Below are 17,238 nucleotides of genomic sequence, written 5' to 3'. Positions count from 1 at the left end.
AAAACAAAGAAAGACCCGTTACCGTCGACGATAGGCAATGCGTCCGTTGTTGAGGTCGTCGACGAAAGGCATGAACTGGTTGCTGCCTTCCTCGTGCATGACGAGCGGATAGCGCAGCGCCAGGCGGGCCCTCGATCCCTTGATAGCGGTCGCCAGGATCCGCACCGCACTTTCGCCGTTGCGCGGGTGGATGGCGGTGATCTCGATCCCGCCGAAACGCCGGCCGCAGGCAGCAATGATCTCGCCCATCGATTCCGGACGGGCAATCAGCGAAAGCTGGCCGCCAGGGACCAGGATGGCGCTGGCTGTGCGCAGCCAGGTCTCGAAAAGGCCTTCCGTCATGGCATGCGCCTCCGCCCTGAGGGGGTCGGGCGTCAGCCGATCGCTGCCGTCGTTGAAGGGCGGGTTCATGATGACGTGGTCAAATTTGTTGTCGGCAAGGCCCACAGCATTGCGTCGCTTGCCTGTCAGCGTGACATCGGCACTGACGACCGATATCCGGCCGGCAAAACGGCTGTTTTCGGATAGCGCGAGGCTCTTTTCGGCAAACTCGACCATTTCCTGAGAGCGTTCGAATAGTGTGACCTCGGCACGCTCGAGGCGTGAGGCAACGGCAAAACCGGCAGCGCCGGCACCGGCGCCGAGATCGGCAACCCTGATGGCGCGGCTGTCGTCAACGAGTGAGGCTAGCAGCATGGCATCCATGCCGGAGCGATGTCCCCGACCCTTCGGCTGGACGATATGGAACGCGCCGCGATGAAAAGCGTCGATGGTTTCGCCGGGTTCGTTCATCGCCGCTCTCAGCGCCGCTCGGCGCGCAACTCGTCGCCAAGGCCGGCGTCTATCAGGATGCGGCGGGCCTCGATGGCGCGGTCCCCGTCGACCAAGAAGCGACGCGGCAACATGCCGAGCGAGCCTTCGAGAATGCTCATTGCCTCATCGGCAACCATGCAGCGGATACCCGCATCCTTCATCAGGCTTTCGGCGAATGAAAGCGTGACGGGATCGTTGGTGCGTATCAATTCGTGCATGAACCTGGCGTTTCCTGTCAATTTTGCGCGACCGGACAATTCGCCCCTTGCCGCGTCCCCTGCCCCTTCTTATTGTCGTTTTCACAAAATGAACAGGAGTTCGGGACGTTGGGCGTCGTGATACCGCTTGAAGAAAGCAAAAACAGACTGGCCTCCGTCAAGCCGCTGGTCGACCTGACCAAGGCAGATATGGAGCGTGTCAACCAGTTGATCCTTTCCAAGGCTGGATCCGATGTGCAGATGATCCCGGAGGTCGCGGAGCATCTGATTTCCTCCGGCGGCAAGCGTTTGCGGCCGATGCTGACGCTCGCCTCTGCAGCGCTTTTTGGCTACAAGGGCGAAAACCACGTCAAGCTGGCGACCTCTGTCGAGTTCATGCATACGGCAACGCTGCTGCATGACGACGTGGTCGACGAGAGCGACTTGCGCCGTGGCCGCTCCACGGCCCGCATGATCTGGGGCAACCAGGCGAGCGTGCTGGTCGGCGACTTCCTGCTCGGCCAGGCATTTCGTATGATGGTGGATGTCGGATCGCTGGAAGCGCTCGATGTGCTGTCGACGGCGGCCTGTGTCATTGCCGAGGGCGAAGTCCTGCAGCTGTCGGTCGCCAAGAACATGGAGACCACCGAGGACGACTATCTCTCGGTCATCCGCGCCAAGACGGCGGCGCTTTTTGCAGCGGCTGCGGAAGTCGGGCCGATCGTTGCAAATGGCGGCAAATCCGGCCGCAATGCGTTGAAATCCTACGGGACCAATCTTGGTCTCGCCTTCCAGCTGGTTGACGATGTGCTCGACTATGGTGGCAAGGCCGTCGATCTCGGCAAGAATGTCGGCGACGATTTTCGCGAGGGCAAGATCACCCTGCCGGTCATCCTCGCCTATCGCCGGGGCACCGAGGAAGAGCGTGCCTTCTGGCGCGACGCCATAGAGAACGGCAACAGCAGCGACGCCAATCTCGAAAAGGCCTTGGGTTTGATCACCAAGTACGGCGCCCTCAACGACACCATCGGACGGGCCGTCCACTACGGCACGATTGCGCGAGATGCCCTGGCACCGTTGCCGGACAGCCCCGGCAAATCGGCCCTGATGGAAGTCATCGACTTCTGCATCGAGCGCGTTAACTGACAAGCGACGAGCTGTATTTCTTGCGGGGCCGCTTCAAAAAAGCCATCCTGTTGTGAATCAGTGCTGAAAGAATGCATGGCGCGACCGGCTTCCGGTTGCCCTCCAAGAAAGGTTCTCTAATGCGGCAAACACTTGCCATTCGCTTGCTTTCGAGCGCAGCTCTCGCCGCGTTCATTTCGGTGACTGCGATCAACGTGCTGCACGCTGAGGATGCGTCCAAGAAGGCAGTGGATGCGAGCGATACGGTGACCTTCGAGCCGGACCGCGTCGATACCTTTTCCGGCGCCTTTCTTGCCGCCCGCACGGCCGATGTCGACCATGACTACATCAACGCCATAGCGCTCTACAAAAAGGCGCTGATGATCGAGCCGGGCAACCCGGAAATCCGCCAACGCCTGATGATTTCGCTGCTGCTCAACGGCAATATCGACGAAGGCGTCAAATATGCCAACGAACTGAAGTCCGACCCGACGGTCGAGCGGATCACCACAATCGTGCGCGGCATGGACGCCATGCGCCGCCACGATTACAGCGCAGCCCAGGCTATCCTCAAATACACCGGCCCGAACGACCTCGACCGGATGATGAACGGGCTGCTTGCCGCCTGGGCGCAGGTCGGCGCCGGACGCGGCAAGGAAGCGCTGGCGATGGTCGACAAGATGCAGGGGCCGAACTGGTTCGACATCTTCAAGAACTACCAGGCCGGCACCATCGCCCTTGTCATCGGCGATACCAAATCGGCTCGCACGCACCTCAACAGCGCCGTGCTCGACAAGGACGGCGGCGCCACGGCACCGGACACCTACATGCGCGCCGTCATGGCGCTTGCCTCGCTCGAAGCCAAGGAAGGCAACAAGCAGAAGGCGCTGGACGCAATCTCCGTCGGCGACAGCATGATCAGCAATTTTGCGCCGCTGAACGCGCTGCGTGACAGCATCGGCAAGGGTGAAAAGCCGGAGCAGGCCGTGACCAACGCCTCGCAGGGGGCCGCATCCGTGCTGTTCTCCGTTGCCGCCGCGCTAAACCGCGATGGCGCCGAAGACGTGGTATCGCTGTACCTCGAGACGGCGAATGCGCTGGACCCGAAGAGCTCGGACACGCTGGTGCTGCTCGGCGGCATTGCCGAAAAGCAGGACCAGATGGACCGCGCCATCGCCTTCTACAAGCAGGTGCCGCCGGGATCGCCAATGGCCCGTATCTCTGAACTGCAACTCGGGCTGGCGCTGGCACAGGGCGGCAAGTCCGAAGATGCGCTCAAGCACCTGAAGTCGCTGATCGAGTCCGATCCGAAGGATATCCGCAGCTACCTTGCCTATGGCAACGTGCTGTCTCAGGCCAAGAACTACCAGGCGATGGCCGACAACTATGACAAGGCTGTTGAGGTCATCGGCCCAGTGCCGACCAAAGCCGACTGGAACATCTTCTACCAGCGCGCTATCGCTTATGAGCGCCTGAAGAAGTGGGACATTGCCGAGCCGAACTTCAAGAAGGCGCTCGAGCTAAACCCCGACCAGCCGCAGGTGCTCAACTATCTCGGCTATTCCTGGGTCGACATGAACCGCAACCTCGACGAGGGGCTGGCGATGATCAAGAAGGCTGTCGATGCGCGACCTGACGACGGCTACATCGTCGATTCGCTCGGCTGGGCCTATTTCCGCCTCAACCGCTTCGACGATGCGGTCAAGGAACTGGAACGCGCCGTGCAGCTGGAAGCCGGCGATGTCACCGTCAACGACCATCTCGGCGATGCATACTGGCGCGTCGGGCGTCGTCTCGAGGCCGTCTACCAGTGGAACCGGGCGATTACCTACAAGCCGGAAGAGGCCGACCTGCCGCGTCTGAAGGACAAGATCGCCAACGGCCTGCCGCCGCTCGACGACCCCAAGGCTGCGGAGAAATCCAAGCCGCCGGCAGCAGTCCCGGCCGAGACCCCGCCAGTCGACAAGAAATCCTGACGACCGATGCCATCGATTTTTGACGCGGGCGCCTTCGACCTCACGGAAGAGGCGCCCGCGAAAATCAACCTTGCCCTGCATGTGACGGGGCTTCGGGACGACGGTTACCATCTGCTCGACATGCTGGTGACTTTTGCCGATCATGGCGACCGGCTGGGGTTCAGCGCCGCCGATGCGGACAGGTTCGAGATATCCGGACGGTTCGCAACGTCTCTTGGCCCGCAGGAGCAATCCACTAGCAACCTCGTGATCAGGGCTCGCGATCTTTTGCGGCAGGCATCTGGCGGCAGTGCACCGCCGGTCCTGATTCATCTCGAGAAAAGCTTGCCCATCGCCTCCGGCATAGGTGGCGGCTCGGCCGATGCCGCTGCGGCCTTGCGCGGGCTGATGCGGCTTTGGAATATCAATCTCACGCCGGATAAGCTGAAGGCTCTTGCGCTGCAACTCGGGGCTGACGTGCCGATGTGTCTGACGAGCCGGCCACTGATCGCCCGTGGCATCGGCGAGGAGATCGACGTGCTACCGGACTTCCCGTCCTTCGGCTTGCTGATCGGCAACCCTCTGGTCGGGGTATCGACACCGGCGGTTTTTCGTCAGTTGACGGAGAAGAACAATCCACCGTTCGGTTTCGAACACCGGCAACTGCAGAGTAGCACCGAGTGGCTTTCCGTGATCGACAGCCTCCGCAACGATCTAGAGCCGCCGGCGCGTGCACTTTGCCCCGAGATCGGCGAGCTATCGGTATTAATGGCCGGGCAACGACCCAGGCTCGTCAGGATGTCCGGCTCTGGTGCCAGCTGTTTTGCCCTGTTTGACGATCCGGATGCAGCCAAGGCTGCGGCCGCTTCGCTTCACAGCCACAGGCCGGACTGGTATTTTCAGGCAACGCAGACAACCGCAGGAGATCTCCGATGACAGGCTCTACGCAACAGCGGCCTTTCGTGCCAGTCGGCATTGCCGTGCTCACCGTCTCCGACACCCGCACAGCCGAAGACGACAAATCCGGTGACACTCTGGCGGGGCGCATTGCAGACGCCGGCCATTGGTTGGCCGCCCGCGCCATAGTGCCCGACGATATCGCACAGATCCGCGCTACCGTGGAAGCCTGGACCACGGACCCCGCCGTCGATGTGGTGATCACCACCGGCGGCACCGGCTTTACCGGCCGCGACGTGACGCCGGATGCGCTGGAGCCGCTGTTTGAAAAGCGCATGGAGGGTTTTTCGGCGGTCTTCCATCGCATCTCCTACGACAAGATCGGCACGTCGACGATCCAGTCGAGGGCGACGGCAGGGCTGGCCAATGCCACCTTCATCTTCGTGCTGCCGGGATCGCCCGGCGCCTGCAAGGATGCCTGGGATGGCATCCTGAAGGCACAGCTCGACTACCGCCATATGCCGTGCAATTTCATCGAGATCATGCCGCGCCTGGACGAACACCTCAAGCGCGGCGGACAATCCGTCTGATCAGAGAGGCTGCGTGCTCAGCGCAGCGAGCGCGCCGCCACCCAGGACGGGATGATCTCGCTCGACAGCTTTCCGGGCTTCTGGCCCTTGGCAAGTTCTGCCAATGTCATGCCGCTTCTGGCAGCGGCCAGAGCTTGCGCCTTTGAAATGAGGAAGCCGAACTCCAGCGGCGACACCGCCCGGCCGATGCGCTGCAGCAACGGCCGCCTGTATCCACGCGAGGCGGTGAAGCGGGCGGGCAACTTGTTCAGCGCCATATACTCGCCGATCTCGTCTATCCAGCCGGCCTGCGGGCGCGCGCCGGGCTCCACCAGCAGCAGCCATTCGCCGCGTGCGGAGCGCAGGATTTCGCCGATATCCCATTCGGTATGATAGCGGCAGCCGGCGGCATCGGCAACGCGCTCGGTGCCATCGCTTGAGCCATGGTCGAGAACCACGACGTCACAGACCAGGCCCTCGATCGCACCCGCGACGAGGGACGCAAGTGTCTGCGCCAATTCGGGTTCCTGGTCCCGGCATTCGATTATGACTGTCAACATCGCTCGTTTATAGTGCGGTGCATAATCGAATACCAGCGCAGTTTTCCGCATTTTGTTCTTGCATTGTTCTCATTGCTGCGATAGGAATTTAATCAAGGTCAGACATCGGGATGCACGGGCATCCCCTGCCGCTGGAGCCACCGATGAACCAACAGTCCCTTGCAGGGCAGGCCGCATTCGCGCCTGCCAACACGGCAGATATGGCTGATGCACTGATCGTTTCGTCCGGTCTGCGGATCGACATCGACCGGCGGCGTGGCCGCGGTGCTGGGCTCAATCCTGGCGGTCGCTTCGAACTATCGAGCCGCGAGAGCATCGACGACGGCTGGCAGTCGCTGGAAGACCTGCCGCCCTTCAGGACCGAGGTGCAGATCGAGAAGGCGCGGACGGCGATCACCCGCAATACGTCGCCGGACATTCCCTTCGATCGCTCCATCAATCCTTACCGTGGCTGCGAGCATGGCTGCATCTACTGTTTCGCGCGCCCGACGCACGCCTATATGGGGCTGTCTGCCGGACTGGATTTCGAGGCCAAGCTGTTTGCCAAGCCGGATGCGCCGAAGCTGCTGGAAAGGGAACTGGCTAAACCAGGCTATGAGCCGAAGGTCATTGCCATCGGCACCAACACCGATCCGTATCAGCCGATCGAGAAGGAATGGCGGATCATGCGCCAGATCCTGGAGGTGCTGAACCGGGCCAACCATCCGGTATCCATCGTCACCAAATCGGCCATGGTGCTGCGCGACCTCGATATCCTTGGCGAACTCGCTGCAAAGAACCTCGTGCGCGTCTCGCTGTCGGTCACCACCCTCGACCGCAAGCTTGCACGCACCATGGAGCCCCGCGCTTCGACGCCGGCACGCAGACTGGAGGCAGTCCGGATGCTTTCCGCGGCGGGCATCCCGACGTCGGTCATGCTGGCGCCAATGATCCCGGCACTCAACGACCATGAACTCGAGAAGATCCTGGATTCGGCCAAGGCTGCGGGCGCCGAGGAGGCCGGCTACGTAATGCTGCGCCTGCCGCTCGAAGTCAGTCCGCTGTTTCGCGACTGGCTGCTGCAGAACTACCCGGACCGGTACCGGCATGTGATGTCGCTGGTCCGCGAGATGCGCGGCGGCAAGGATTACGATGCGGATTTTGGCAAGCGGATGAAAGGTGCCGGACCCTACGCCTGGCAGATCAGCCGTCGGTTCGAGATGGCGACCAAGAGGCTCGGCCTTACGCGCCGCAGCATTAGACTGCGCACCGATCTGTTCGTTCCCCCGGATGGCAGTGGCGTTCAACTGTCGCTGCTCTGAAAACCCATTCCTGCGGACGGTTGCCCTGACTGTCCAAAGGATATCCCCCGGCTTGGCCGCCCCAATGCCGGGGGACTTGCAGGAAATCGGGTTGGCGTGCGAGGGTCAGCCGCATGACACGTCGCACGCCACCCGATTCTCCTCAGCTCTTCGAAGACCTGCCGCTCGTCCCGGATTTCACGCTGGAGCACTCGGCGCGCAAAGCAGGCCACTGGCCGGTTGCCGGCACGGACGAGGCAGGCCGAGGTCCTCTCGCCGGGCCTGTCGTTGCTGCAGCCGTCATCCTCGATCCGGATAACATTCCCGAAGGCCTGAACGATTCCAAGCAATTGTCGGCTGCCAGACGGGAAGAGCTGTTCGAGTTCATCATTGCGACATCGACGATCTCCATCGCATCGTCCAGCGCCGGACGCATCGACGCGACCGATATTCGCAAGGCGAGCCTCGATGCCATGCGTCGGGCTGTCTGCGGTCTTGCGATCGCGGCAGGCTTCGTGCTTGTCGACGGGCTCGACGTGCCACCCGGCCTCCCCTGCTCCGGCAGGGCTGTGGTCAAGGGCGACCGGCGGTCGCTGTCGATCGCCGCGGCTTCGATCCTTGCCAAGGTAACGCGCGACCGGATGATGGTCAGGGCCGGCATGGTGTTTCCGGCCTATGGCTTTGCGGCACATGCCGGCTATGCCACCGCAGTTCATCGCAGCAGCATCGAACTCGTCGGCCCCTGCCCTCTGCACCGCATGAGCTTCCGGCCGATGCGCAAGGATGTCCTCGCCAACGAAACCCCCTAAATGCAAAAAGGCCGGGACGATGCCCGGCCTTTCGCATTGATGTGTACAAAGCTTAGTTCAAGCTTGCCTTGACGTCGCCAAGCGCTGCCTGGAACAGCTTCGCTTGAACACCGGCGTCTGCCTTGCTGGCGATGACGGTTTGGGCTGCGGCGATTGCCAAGTCGACAGCGGCAGCGCGAACTTCCTTGATGGCGTCGAGCTCTGCCTGCTTGATCTTCTGCTCGGAAATTGCCGTGCGGCGTTCGACGAATTCTTCCGTCTTCTTCTTGGCTTCGGCTGTCAGCAACTCGGCTTCGCGAGCGGCAGAGGCAACGATATTGGCCGCCTCGACTTCCGCTTCCTTGCGCTTGCGCTGGTACTCGGCCAGCAGATGCTGGGCTTCCTCGCGCAGACGCTTGGCTTCCGACAGATCGTTGCGGATCTGGTCGGCGCGCTCGTCGAGCGACTTCGCCATCATGCCGGGAACCTTCATGTAGACGATGAGGGCGATGAACAGCAGCAGGCCAACGAGGGCGAAGAAGGTTTCGTCCAGATGGAATTCCATGGCTTATGCCTCCTGCTTGACGTTGGCGACAGCAGCGGCAACCTCGGACTGCGAAGCCGGCATACCGATCAGCTGCTCGACCACGGATGACGCAGCCTCTTCGGCAACAGCGCCGACGTCGGCAAATGCCTTCGCCTTGATTTCGGCGATCCGTGCTTCGGCGGTCTTGATCTTTTCGGCCAGGCTTGCCTCGATGGCACGGCGTTCGGCTTCCGCCTTCGCCTTTGCTTCGGCGCGGGCTGCGGCACCGATAGCATTGGACTTGGCACGGGCTTCTGCCAGTTCGCGCTCATAGGTCGCGACAGCGGCGTCGGCTTCGGCCTTCAGGCGTGCGGCTTCCTCGACATCCTGCGCGATCCGGGCGTGCCGGCTCTCGAGGATCCCGCCAACGCGTGGCACGAGGACTTTCTGCATGACGATGTAGAAGATGGCGAATGTAATCACCAGCCAAAGCAGCGCAGACGGAAATGTCTTGGGGTCAAAGGGCGGGAAAGACGCGTGATGGCCTGGGGCCACACCCGTTTCCGTGTGCACTTCGCCGGGTGCCGGCGCGGCTTCTTCAGCATAAGCCGGAGTCACAAACATGCTCACCTCCAGTGGTGCAAATACGAAGAATCACGGCTCGCTTCCCGCAAGCCGTGATCCATCAAACCGTACAAATCAAACGGCGAAGAGGAGGAGGAGAGCAACGAGCAGCGAGAAGATGCCCAAAGCTTCCGTAACGGCGAAACCGAAGATCAGACGGCCGAACTGGCCATCGGCAGCCGACGGGTTGCGAAGAGCGCCCGACAGGTAGTTGCCGAAAATCGTGCCGAGGCCGATGCCTGCGCCACCCATGCCGATGCAAGCGATACCGGCGCCGATGAACTTTGCTGCTTCTGCGTCCATGTTAGAAACTCCTTAGATTGATAGGTTTTGGCTTTGACTGGTGCACGCGGCACCAACGACTTTACTTCTCAGTGGCCGTCCGGATGCAGCGCATCGTTCAGATACATGCATGTCAGCACTGCAAATACGTAGGCCTGCAGGAATGCCACGAGAAATTCGAGGGCCGTCAGAGCGACGGTCATGATGAGAGGCAGGATGGCACCACCGATGCCGAGCGCGCCAAGGGCTCCAAGCGAGGCAACGAAGCCTGCGAACACCTTGAGCGTGATGTGACCAGCCAGCATGTTGGCAAACAAACGGACGGAAAGGCTGATCGGCCGGGCCAGGAACGAGATAACCTCGATCGAAATGACAAGGGGTAGCAGCACTGCGGGAACGCCCTGCGGCAGAAACAATTTCAGAAAGCCGAGGCCGTGCTTGAAAAAGCCGTAGACCACGACAATGCCGATCACCAGCATCGACAACGCGAAGGTGACGATAATCTGACTTGTTACCGTGTAGAAATAGGGGAACATGCCAAGCAGGTTGGCGGTCAGCACGAACATGAACAGCGTGAAGACCAGCGGGAAGAATTTCATACCGGCGGAGCCAGCACCTTCACGCAGGATATTGGCGATGAATTCGTAGGACATTTCGGCGACGGACTGGGCGCGGCCCGGGATCAGGCTGCGCGACGCCGTTGCGAAATAGAGAAATCCGCCAGCCAGAACGACCGATGCGACCATGAACAGCGACGAATTGGTGAATGAGAAATCCAGCCCGCCGATTTCGATCGGAACGATCTTATTGATCTGGAATTGATGAATCGGACCGTTGGCCACCGCGCGTTCTCTCTCACTTGCCCGCCTCAGCAGCGGATATCCATGCTTCGAAGACATGCGCTGATGCGCAGTCTTGTTGCCTATTTCCTGTCCGACTTGCTGTCGCCGACCGTTGGGGTGGATACCTTCCCGGCCATACGCAAGACATTCAGCACACCAGCACAAAACCCGAGGAGCAGGAAAATAATCATGCCCCACGGTCCGGTGCCAGCCAGACGGTCCAAGAAGTAGCCGATGAGTGCGCCGACAATGATGGCAGAAACGAATTCGCTGGAGAGTTTCAGTGCTTGAGCATAGCCTTTGCGGCTGGCCTGAGCCCGAGCTTCCCCCCGTTCGGCTTCCCCCGTCGCAGCGCGTTTGTTTGCCAGTTCGGCTCCCAATTGCGCCCTACGCTTTTCAAGACCTTCGTCCTGATCCCCCACCATGGCGCCCTCCCTGCTGCCGTTCCTTAACGCTACCCTTCCCCGATAACCTAAGAACGAACTGGAGGCTTAGCCACCTTTCGGCCCGTTTTGAACTCGGGCGAACATAGTTTTATGGAAAAGCATAGTCAAGACGTAGAAAGCACATGTCCCGCCATTAATAAAGGCAGGCAAATCATCGACTTATATGCGCTTGAAGGGAGCTTTGCGAAATCACGACAGAAAGTCGCACCCGCTGCCGCGGGCGCCGCGTCCCGGGGGTCGGGCGGTCAGCTCCAGCCGCCGCCATACGTCCGATAGAAGAGATGCATGCCGATGCGGCCGACGTTGACCATCTCGGCCGCCCAGCGCGGCTTGACGTAGACTGCATGGTAATGGGTCGCGGAGCCGACTTCCGGGAGCCAGATCTTGCCGGCCGTCACCGCCATCGCCACCTGGCGGGCGATCTGCCAATGAACGGGCGAATTAACGCGGTCCTTGACCTTGTCGCAGGCGAAGGAAAACTGGCAGGCGTTGGTCCAGTCCTCGTTCTGGTAGACGACGCCGCAGATGGTTTTCGGATAGGCCGGGTTGCGGACCCGGTTAAGAATGACCTGCGCCACGGCCGCCTGCCCCTTCACCGATTCGCCACGGGCCTCGAAATAGATGCCGGTCGCAAGGCACTGCTGTTCGTCCGGTGAAAATACGGCTGCAGGCAACACGCTTGCCGCCCAGAGATGGTCCTTGGCGCCGATCTGCGGCACGAAACGGCCGCTGTCGGCAGGTTGCTTACTCAGGATGCTGTCGAAGGGCGAGACGGTGGCATAGTCGGGCCCGGGCTCGGCATAGCCCAGCGCCAGACTGTCGGCGACAGGATTGGTGACGAGGCTTGCGAGAATGGGTGGAACACCGCCATCGGCCTTCAGGGGCTCCTGCTTGGAAAACAGGAAGGCTGTCTGCACGCCGCCGTCGCCGATATCGTCCTTGACGAACGCCGTCTTCTCGCCGGTGCCGGAGGTGGGCACGTCGAGTTCCGGGTGGAACAGCAGCGTCGTGCGCTGCAGGATGGAGCCGGCGGTGAAATCTTTCGGCGGCGACATGGGAACGACGTCCGTCACCCTGCCCTTCTTGTCGCGGCGGCGGACGCGGTCTTCGTCCGGGCGCGGGTCGCTGCCTTTTTCCTTGGACTGGAAAGCAATACGCCGCCCATCCGGCAACAGCATGCCGCCACCCTCGATGCCGCTTTCGTCGGCATTGGCGAAGGCAAGCTCCGCCTGATGGATGGAGCCGGCCGGCGACGTCGTCAGCACCATGCGCCAGTTGCTGCCCGAATCGTCGGAGCCGGAGAGCAGCCCGGCAATGTCGGCCTGCGCTGATACGGAGGGGAAAATCAGCCAGGCGCAGCAGCCGAAGACTGCGGGCGAAAGCCAGTTTCTGGGTTGCCGGCGAGGCTTGGCCTGGTACGAACTCATGCGACGCAACACCCACTCCATCACCGACGGGAACATTAGCAGATAATGTCCTATTAACCTTGATAGATGGTTAATTTCGCCGAGATCCCCCGCCGATCAGATGATGACGTGCGAGCCGAGTTCGACCACGCGGTTGGCCGGCAGGCGGAAATAGTCGGACGGGTCGGTCGCGGCATTGGCGAGCGCGATAAACAGGCGGTCCTGCCAGTGCGGCATGCCCGATTTTGCATCCGGCACGAGCTTGCGGCGTCCGAGATAGAAGGAGGTCGACATGATGTCGAACTTCAATCCGGATTTGCGCAAGGCGGCCAGTGCCTGCGAGACGTTCTGCGATTCCATGAATCCGAAACGTAGCTCGACACGTGAAAACCGCTCTGAGACCTTTTGCACCGTGTAGCGGTCGCTGTTGGCGACCCTTGGCTTGTTGACCGTGCGGATGGTCAGGATGACGTTCTTTTCGTGCAGAACATGGTTGTGTTTCAGATTGTGAAGCAGTGCTGCGGGCGCGGATTCGGGGTCGCTGGTCAGGAAGATGGCGGTGCCCGGAACGGAAGCCGGCGAGTGGTCGCTCTTCCGCTCGATGGAACTGACGAACGACGGCAGCGGAATATCCGTATGACGAGTCTTTTCCATCAGGATCGCCGTGCCGCGTCGCCATGTCCACATGACGACCGTGAAGGCGGTGGCGATCATGACCGGAATGTAGCCGCCGTCGTGGATCTTCAGCAGGTTGGCGCCGAGGAAGACCATCTCGAGCAGGAACAGCGGCATCAGCACGACGATGGTCAGAGGCAGCGACCAGTTCCAGCGAACGCGGACGAACTCGAAAGCCATGACGGAAGTCACCACCATCGCGCCCGTCACAGAGATCCCGTAGGCGGTCGACAGCGAATCGGAGGTCTGGAAACTCAACACGAGGAAGATCACGCCGAAGAACAGCAGCGTGTTGACCGACGGCAGAAAGATCTGGCCGGTATTGGTCTCAGAGGTGAAGAGGATCTCCATGCGCGGCAGGAAGCCGAGATGGATCGCCTGGCGGGTGAGCGAGAACGCCCCGGTGATGACCGCCTGGCTGGCGATGATCGTGGCGCAGGTGGCAAGGAATACGACCGGTAGCAGCGCCCAGTGTGGGAACATCAGGAAGAACGGATCGGACATGGTGAGCGGCTCGCGCAGCACCATGGCGCCCTGGCCGAGGTAGTTCAGCGTCAGCGACGGGAAGACCAGCGCAAACCAGGCCCACTGGATGGGTCGGCGACCGAAGTGGCCTAGATCGGCGTAAAGCGCTTCCGCACCGGTAACGGTCAGGAAGACCGCCCCGAGCACGATGATGCCGAGAATGCCCTCGTGCATCAGGAAGGTGATGCCGTACCAGGGATTGAAGGCGTTGAGGATGCCGTAGTCGTCCGGAATACGCAGCAGGCCGGCGACGCCGATGACGATGAACCAGACGGCGGTAATGGGCCCGAAATAGCGGGCGACGGCGCCGGTACCATGCGACTGGATGGCAAACAGCAGCGCCAGGATGGCGACGGCAATCGGCACCACATAGGGCCCGAAGTGCGGCGTCACCAGCTTCAGGCCTTCGACCGCCGAGAGAACCGACAGCGCCGGAGTGATCATCGCATCGCCGAGGAAGAGCGCGGCGCCGCTCAGCCCCAGGAACATCAGCACGGCGGTATGGCCATTGGCGGTCTTCAGCAGCAGCGCCAGCAACGAGAGTGTGCCGCCTTCGCCGTCGTTATCGGCGCGCAGCAGGAAAAGGACATACTTGAAGGTGACGATGATGGTGAGCGCCCAGAACATCAGCGACACGAGGCTGATCACCTCGCCGCGCGTCAGGCCGTCGGCGGCAACCGGCTTCAATGCCTCGCGAAAGGCATAGAGCGGGCTCGTGCCAATGTCGCCATAGACGACGCCGACGGAGCCGAGCGTCAGGTAGAAGAGTTTGCGCGGGCTCATCTTCCTGTCAGGAGAATGATCGATTTCGTGAGACATTCGGGACCACTAGGCTCTCAGAGCCAGCCTTTCCAACGAAAAAAGAAGAACGGGACGACGGCCGAGACCACCATCAACACGAGGGAGGCAGGATACCCGAACGTCGAGTGCAACTCGGGCATATGTTCGAAATTCATGCCGTAGACAGACGCAACCAGCGTCGGCGGCAGGAACACGACGGAAGCAATCGAGAATATCTTGATGATGGAATTCTGCTCGATATTGATCAACCCGAGCGAAGCATCCAGCAGAAAGGTGATATTGCCGGCAATGAAAGACGCATGTTCCGAAAGAGACTGGACATCCCGCGTCACGTTGCGACAGAGATCCTTGGTCTCGCGATCCTGCTGAACAGCCGGGATCGTATGCATGAAGGTAAGAAGTCGCGACAGCGACATCAAGCTATCGCGCGACTTGCTCACCAGACGGTGGTGGCCGGCGACGTCGCGCAGCTTTTCCTCGAGATAGTTCGAAGGACGGCGGACTTTCCGCGCCTTGTCGCCGAACACGTGGGTCGACAGCACATCGATCCGCGACACGGCCTGCTCGAGGATCTCGGCGGTACGATCGACGATGGTTTCCATCAGCTTGGCGAGCAAGGCGGCGCCGCTGCGCATGTCTTCCGGGATCCGGTGCAGTGCTGCTATGAACAGGGCAAAGGATTTCGGATTGGCATAGCGGATCGTCACCAGCCTGTTGCCGACGAGAATGAAGCCGACGTCGGTCAGGCTCGGCAGCTCGGAGTCGGCTTTCCATACCAGGGATGCGGTCAGGAAGACGGCGCCGTTCTCGTTGTAGAGGCGGCTCGATGGCTCGATGTCCTTCAGATCGTCACGGGTCGGAACCTGGATGCCGAGCAGCGCCTCGAGCTTGTCTTCTTCCTCGCGGGTCGGGTCGACCAGATCGATCCAGACGATGTCGTCCGAGATGGTGCTGGCGGCAACGATATCGGCGCGCGGCACCGATTTGCAGTTGGAACGGTAGGCAGTGATCAATGGCCTACTCCTGCCATGGACCGGAAACGGCGGGGCAGACAGCCGACGTCATGGCGCTGCATGCGCGACGACTGCGATCCTAGGGACGAAATCTCTGAAAATTTCATAAAACTCCGGGACGCGTTCTGCCGATCCTGTCGGGAAGGCGTATCCATGCTCCACTGCGTTGCAGTACCAATTTCGCGGGCGGCGCACAATTCCCTTGCGCGGCCACGAACCGAAGTTTCCAACAAGCCGCCCGCTGCCCCAGGGCATATCCGGCGACCATCGCATCGGCGGCGCATATGCAGCATAGCGGACAAAGAATCAAGTCCAACCCCTTTTCCCGTGCGCTTTGACCGCAGAAACGGCGCGACGGCATGGGTAGAACATTGTGCCGACAAGGCAATGCGGCGGCACTATGGGGCACGTGCATGCTATTCGAAGACGATTGCCGGCGCGGCGCGCAGAGGCTGGCCGGTCACCTGCGCCCACACCTTGGTGGCGATGTCGCGATAGACGCCGGCAATCACCCCGTCCGGTTCGGAGACCACAAGCGGCGTGCCGGCATCGGATGTCTCGCGGATGTTGATCGTCAGCGGCACCTCGCCGAGGAACGGCACGCCGATGCGCTCCGCCTCCAGCCGGGCGCCGCCGTGACCGAAGATATCGTAGCGTGCGCCTGTGTCGGGGGCGATGAAATAGCTCATGTTCTCGACGATGCCGAGCACCGGCACCTCGACCTTGCGGAACATGTTGAGGCCCTTGCGGGCATCGATCAGCGCCAGGTCCTGCGGCGTCGAGACGATGACGGCGCCGGCGAGCGGCACCTGCTGGGCCATCGTCAGCTGAGCATCGCCAGTGCCGGGCGGCATGTCGACGACGAGCACGTCAAGCTCGCCCCAGGCGACCTCGCGCAGCATCTGCATCAGGGCCGATTGCACCATCGGCCCGCGCCAGATCATCGCGGTTTCCTCTTCCACCAGGAATCCCATCGACATGACCTTCAGGCCGTAATTCTCCATAGGCACGATAATGCGGTTTTCGATCTGCTGGGGGCGACCGGAGAGTTTCAGCAGCCGTGGCATGGACGGACCGTAGATATCGGCATCGAGCACGCCGACGCGCAAACCGTTGGCAAGCAGCGCCAGAGCAAGGTTGACCGCCGTCGTCGACTTGCCGACGCCGCCTTTGCCTGATGCGACAGCGATTATGGCTCCGATGCCGGGTACGCCGATCTTTGCGCCGCGCGACGGAGGCGATGCAGCCTTTGCCGGCTGCGCGTGGGAATGGCCGTGGCTATGGGGAGCTGGGGCCGGGCCCGGCTTTGGGGGTGTCGGCCTCGGGGGTGCGGATCCAGCCTTCTTGTCGGCGGTCAGAGTCACCAGAGCGCCCTTGGCGCCAGGGATTTCCTTGACGGCACGCTCTGCTGCCAGGCGCAGCGACTCCAACTCGGTCGCCTGGTCAGCCGGAACGGTGATGGAGAAATAGACCTTTGCATCGGAAATGAAGATGTCCGAGACCATGCCGAGTTCGACGATGTTCTTTTCGGTGTCTGGCCCGTGAACGGTCTTCAGCGTTTCGAGAACCTGTTCCTTCGTGACGTCGGCCATGCGGCAAAACTCCCTGCTTTTGTCAATCCAGTCATAGACCTTCATGCGCATCTGCCAAGAGGCAGTGCTGATTTTACAAGAGTTTCAAGATCCCAAAATATGAAGGCCGCTGTCTCGAACGGTGCTGGGAGGAGCATCACGTTGTCGACAGCGGCCTGTATCATCCGCGCCCGTTGACCGGCGCTGTTATGAAAGTCCCCTCTGGACCTGAAAGTGATGATGCAGAAAGCGTGCCAGTTTGGGATGAAACAAAAAATGCATTGATTTCAAGGGGCGCAGGGCGAAGCCCGGAACGGCGCAAGAAGAAATTCAGCCGGAGCAG

18 protein-coding genes are annotated in these 17,238 nt (G+C 61.3%); 6 read left to right on the top strand and 12 right to left on the bottom strand.

The genetic code is table 11. The annotated features are described in order from the left end of the window. Nucleotides 1–18: 18 nt before the first annotated feature. Both PR018_RS01930 and PR018_RS01925 read right to left on the bottom strand, forming a co-directional pair. Complete coding sequence (locus PR018_RS01930) at nucleotides 19–792, bottom strand: tRNA1(Val) (adenine(37)-N6)-methyltransferase (protein WP_142824142.1); 774 nt, start codon at nucleotides 790–792, stop codon at nucleotides 19–21. A gap of 8 nt (nucleotides 793–800) precedes the next feature. After that, a complete protein-coding gene (locus PR018_RS01925) occupies nucleotides 801–1,031 on the bottom strand; it encodes a putative signal transducing protein (protein WP_142824141.1) in 231 nt (76 codons plus the stop codon). Between the two features lie 108 nt (nucleotides 1,032–1,139). On the opposite strand from PR018_RS01925, the gene PR018_RS01920 reads away from it, so the two are divergent. The 4 genes from PR018_RS01920 (at nucleotide 1,140) to moaB (ending at nucleotide 5,577) form a co-directional block, all read left to right on the top strand. Continuing rightward, nucleotides 1,140–2,156 carry a polyprenyl synthetase family protein gene (locus tag PR018_RS01920; RefSeq protein ID WP_142824140.1) on the top strand — a complete coding sequence of 339 codons (1,017 nt, stop codon included), beginning with the start codon at nucleotides 1,140–1,142 and terminating at the stop codon, nucleotides 2,154–2,156. A 119-nt stretch (nucleotides 2,157–2,275) separates the two neighbouring features. After that, on the top strand, nucleotides 2,276–4,111 hold the full coding sequence (locus tag PR018_RS01915; protein WP_142824139.1) for a tetratricopeptide repeat protein: 1,836 nt from the start codon (nucleotides 2,276–2,278) through the stop codon (nucleotides 4,109–4,111). A gap of 6 nt (nucleotides 4,112–4,117) precedes the next feature. Continuing rightward, the gene (locus PR018_RS01910) at nucleotides 4,118–5,026 is read left to right on the top strand and encodes a 4-(cytidine 5'-diphospho)-2-C-methyl-D-erythritol kinase (RefSeq protein ID WP_142824138.1); all 909 of its coding nucleotides are present in this window, start codon (nucleotides 4,118–4,120) and stop codon (nucleotides 5,024–5,026) included. Then, nucleotides 5,023–5,577, top strand: a complete 555-nt coding sequence (moaB, locus tag PR018_RS01905; protein WP_142829226.1) for a molybdenum cofactor biosynthesis protein B — start codon at nucleotides 5,023–5,025, stop codon at nucleotides 5,575–5,577. Before PR018_RS01910 ends, moaB begins: the two co-directional genes overlap by 4 nt. 17 nt (nucleotides 5,578–5,594) lie before the next feature. On the opposite strand, the gene PR018_RS01900 is transcribed toward moaB, so the two are convergent. Further along, entirely contained in the window at nucleotides 5,595–6,116 is a 522-nt protein-coding gene (locus tag PR018_RS01900) for a glycosyltransferase family 2 protein (RefSeq protein ID WP_142824136.1), read from the bottom strand. A 143-nt stretch (nucleotides 6,117–6,259) separates the two neighbouring features. Between PR018_RS01900 and PR018_RS01895 the strand changes: the two genes are divergently transcribed. Together PR018_RS01895 and PR018_RS01890 are read left to right on the top strand one after the other, a co-directional pair. Then, a complete protein-coding gene (locus PR018_RS01895) occupies nucleotides 6,260–7,417 on the top strand; it encodes a PA0069 family radical SAM protein (RefSeq protein ID WP_142824135.1) in 1,158 nt (385 codons plus the stop codon). 113 nt (nucleotides 7,418–7,530) lie between these two features. After that, a complete protein-coding gene (locus PR018_RS01890; RefSeq protein WP_142824134.1) occupies nucleotides 7,531–8,205 on the top strand; it encodes a ribonuclease HII in 675 nt (224 codons plus the stop codon). A gap of 52 nt (nucleotides 8,206–8,257) precedes the next feature. Here the strand turns inward: PR018_RS01890 and PR018_RS01885 are convergent, their stop codons facing one another. The 9 genes from PR018_RS01885 to PR018_RS01845 form a co-directional block, all read right to left on the bottom strand. Next, complete coding sequence (locus PR018_RS01885) at nucleotides 8,258–8,749, bottom strand: F0F1 ATP synthase subunit B (protein WP_111217638.1); 492 nt, start codon at nucleotides 8,747–8,749, stop codon at nucleotides 8,258–8,260. A 3-nt stretch (nucleotides 8,750–8,752) separates the two neighbouring features. Beyond that, entirely contained in the window at nucleotides 8,753–9,334 is a 582-nt protein-coding gene (locus PR018_RS01880) for a F0F1 ATP synthase subunit B (RefSeq protein WP_142824133.1), read from the bottom strand. 75 nt (nucleotides 9,335–9,409) lie between these two features. Then, the gene (locus PR018_RS01875; protein ID WP_111217634.1) at nucleotides 9,410–9,637 is read right to left on the bottom strand and encodes a F0F1 ATP synthase subunit C; all 228 of its coding nucleotides are present in this window, start codon (nucleotides 9,635–9,637) and stop codon (nucleotides 9,410–9,412) included. A 68-nt stretch (nucleotides 9,638–9,705) separates the two neighbouring features. Then, on the bottom strand, nucleotides 9,706–10,458 hold the full coding sequence (locus PR018_RS01870; protein WP_111217911.1) for a F0F1 ATP synthase subunit A: 753 nt from the start codon (nucleotides 10,456–10,458) through the stop codon (nucleotides 9,706–9,708). Nucleotides 10,459–10,538: 80 nt separating this feature from the next. Then, entirely contained in the window at nucleotides 10,539–10,883 is a 345-nt protein-coding gene (locus PR018_RS01865; protein ID WP_142824132.1) for an AtpZ/AtpI family protein, read from the bottom strand. A 266-nt stretch (nucleotides 10,884–11,149) separates the two neighbouring features. Next, nucleotides 11,150–12,331: a cell wall hydrolase gene (locus tag PR018_RS01860; RefSeq protein ID WP_244615286.1), complete on the bottom strand. Its 1,182-nt coding sequence runs from the start codon at nucleotides 12,329–12,331 to the stop codon at nucleotides 11,150–11,152. Between the two features lie 96 nt (nucleotides 12,332–12,427). After that, on the bottom strand, nucleotides 12,428–14,329 hold the full coding sequence (locus PR018_RS01855) for a potassium transporter Kup (RefSeq protein ID WP_111217627.1): 1,902 nt from the start codon (nucleotides 14,327–14,329) through the stop codon (nucleotides 12,428–12,430). A gap of 17 nt (nucleotides 14,330–14,346) precedes the next feature. Further along, a complete protein-coding gene (gene corA / locus PR018_RS01850) occupies nucleotides 14,347–15,324 on the bottom strand; it encodes a magnesium/cobalt transporter CorA (protein ID WP_142824131.1) in 978 nt (325 codons plus the stop codon). Between the two features lie 416 nt (nucleotides 15,325–15,740). Continuing rightward, nucleotides 15,741–16,916 (bottom strand): Mrp/NBP35 family ATP-binding protein, encoded by a 1,176-nt coding sequence (locus tag PR018_RS01845; protein ID WP_142824130.1) that lies wholly within the window; start codon nucleotides 16,914–16,916, stop codon nucleotides 15,741–15,743. Nucleotides 16,917–17,238: the final 322 nt, after the last annotated feature.

This window comes from Rhizobium rhododendri (genome assembly GCF_007000325.2).
Lineage (GTDB): Bacteria > Pseudomonadota > Alphaproteobacteria > Rhizobiales > Rhizobiaceae > Rhizobium > Rhizobium rhododendri.
The sequence above is the reverse complement of the archived record's forward strand: the minus strand, read 5'-3'. Positions and strand labels throughout refer to the sequence as shown.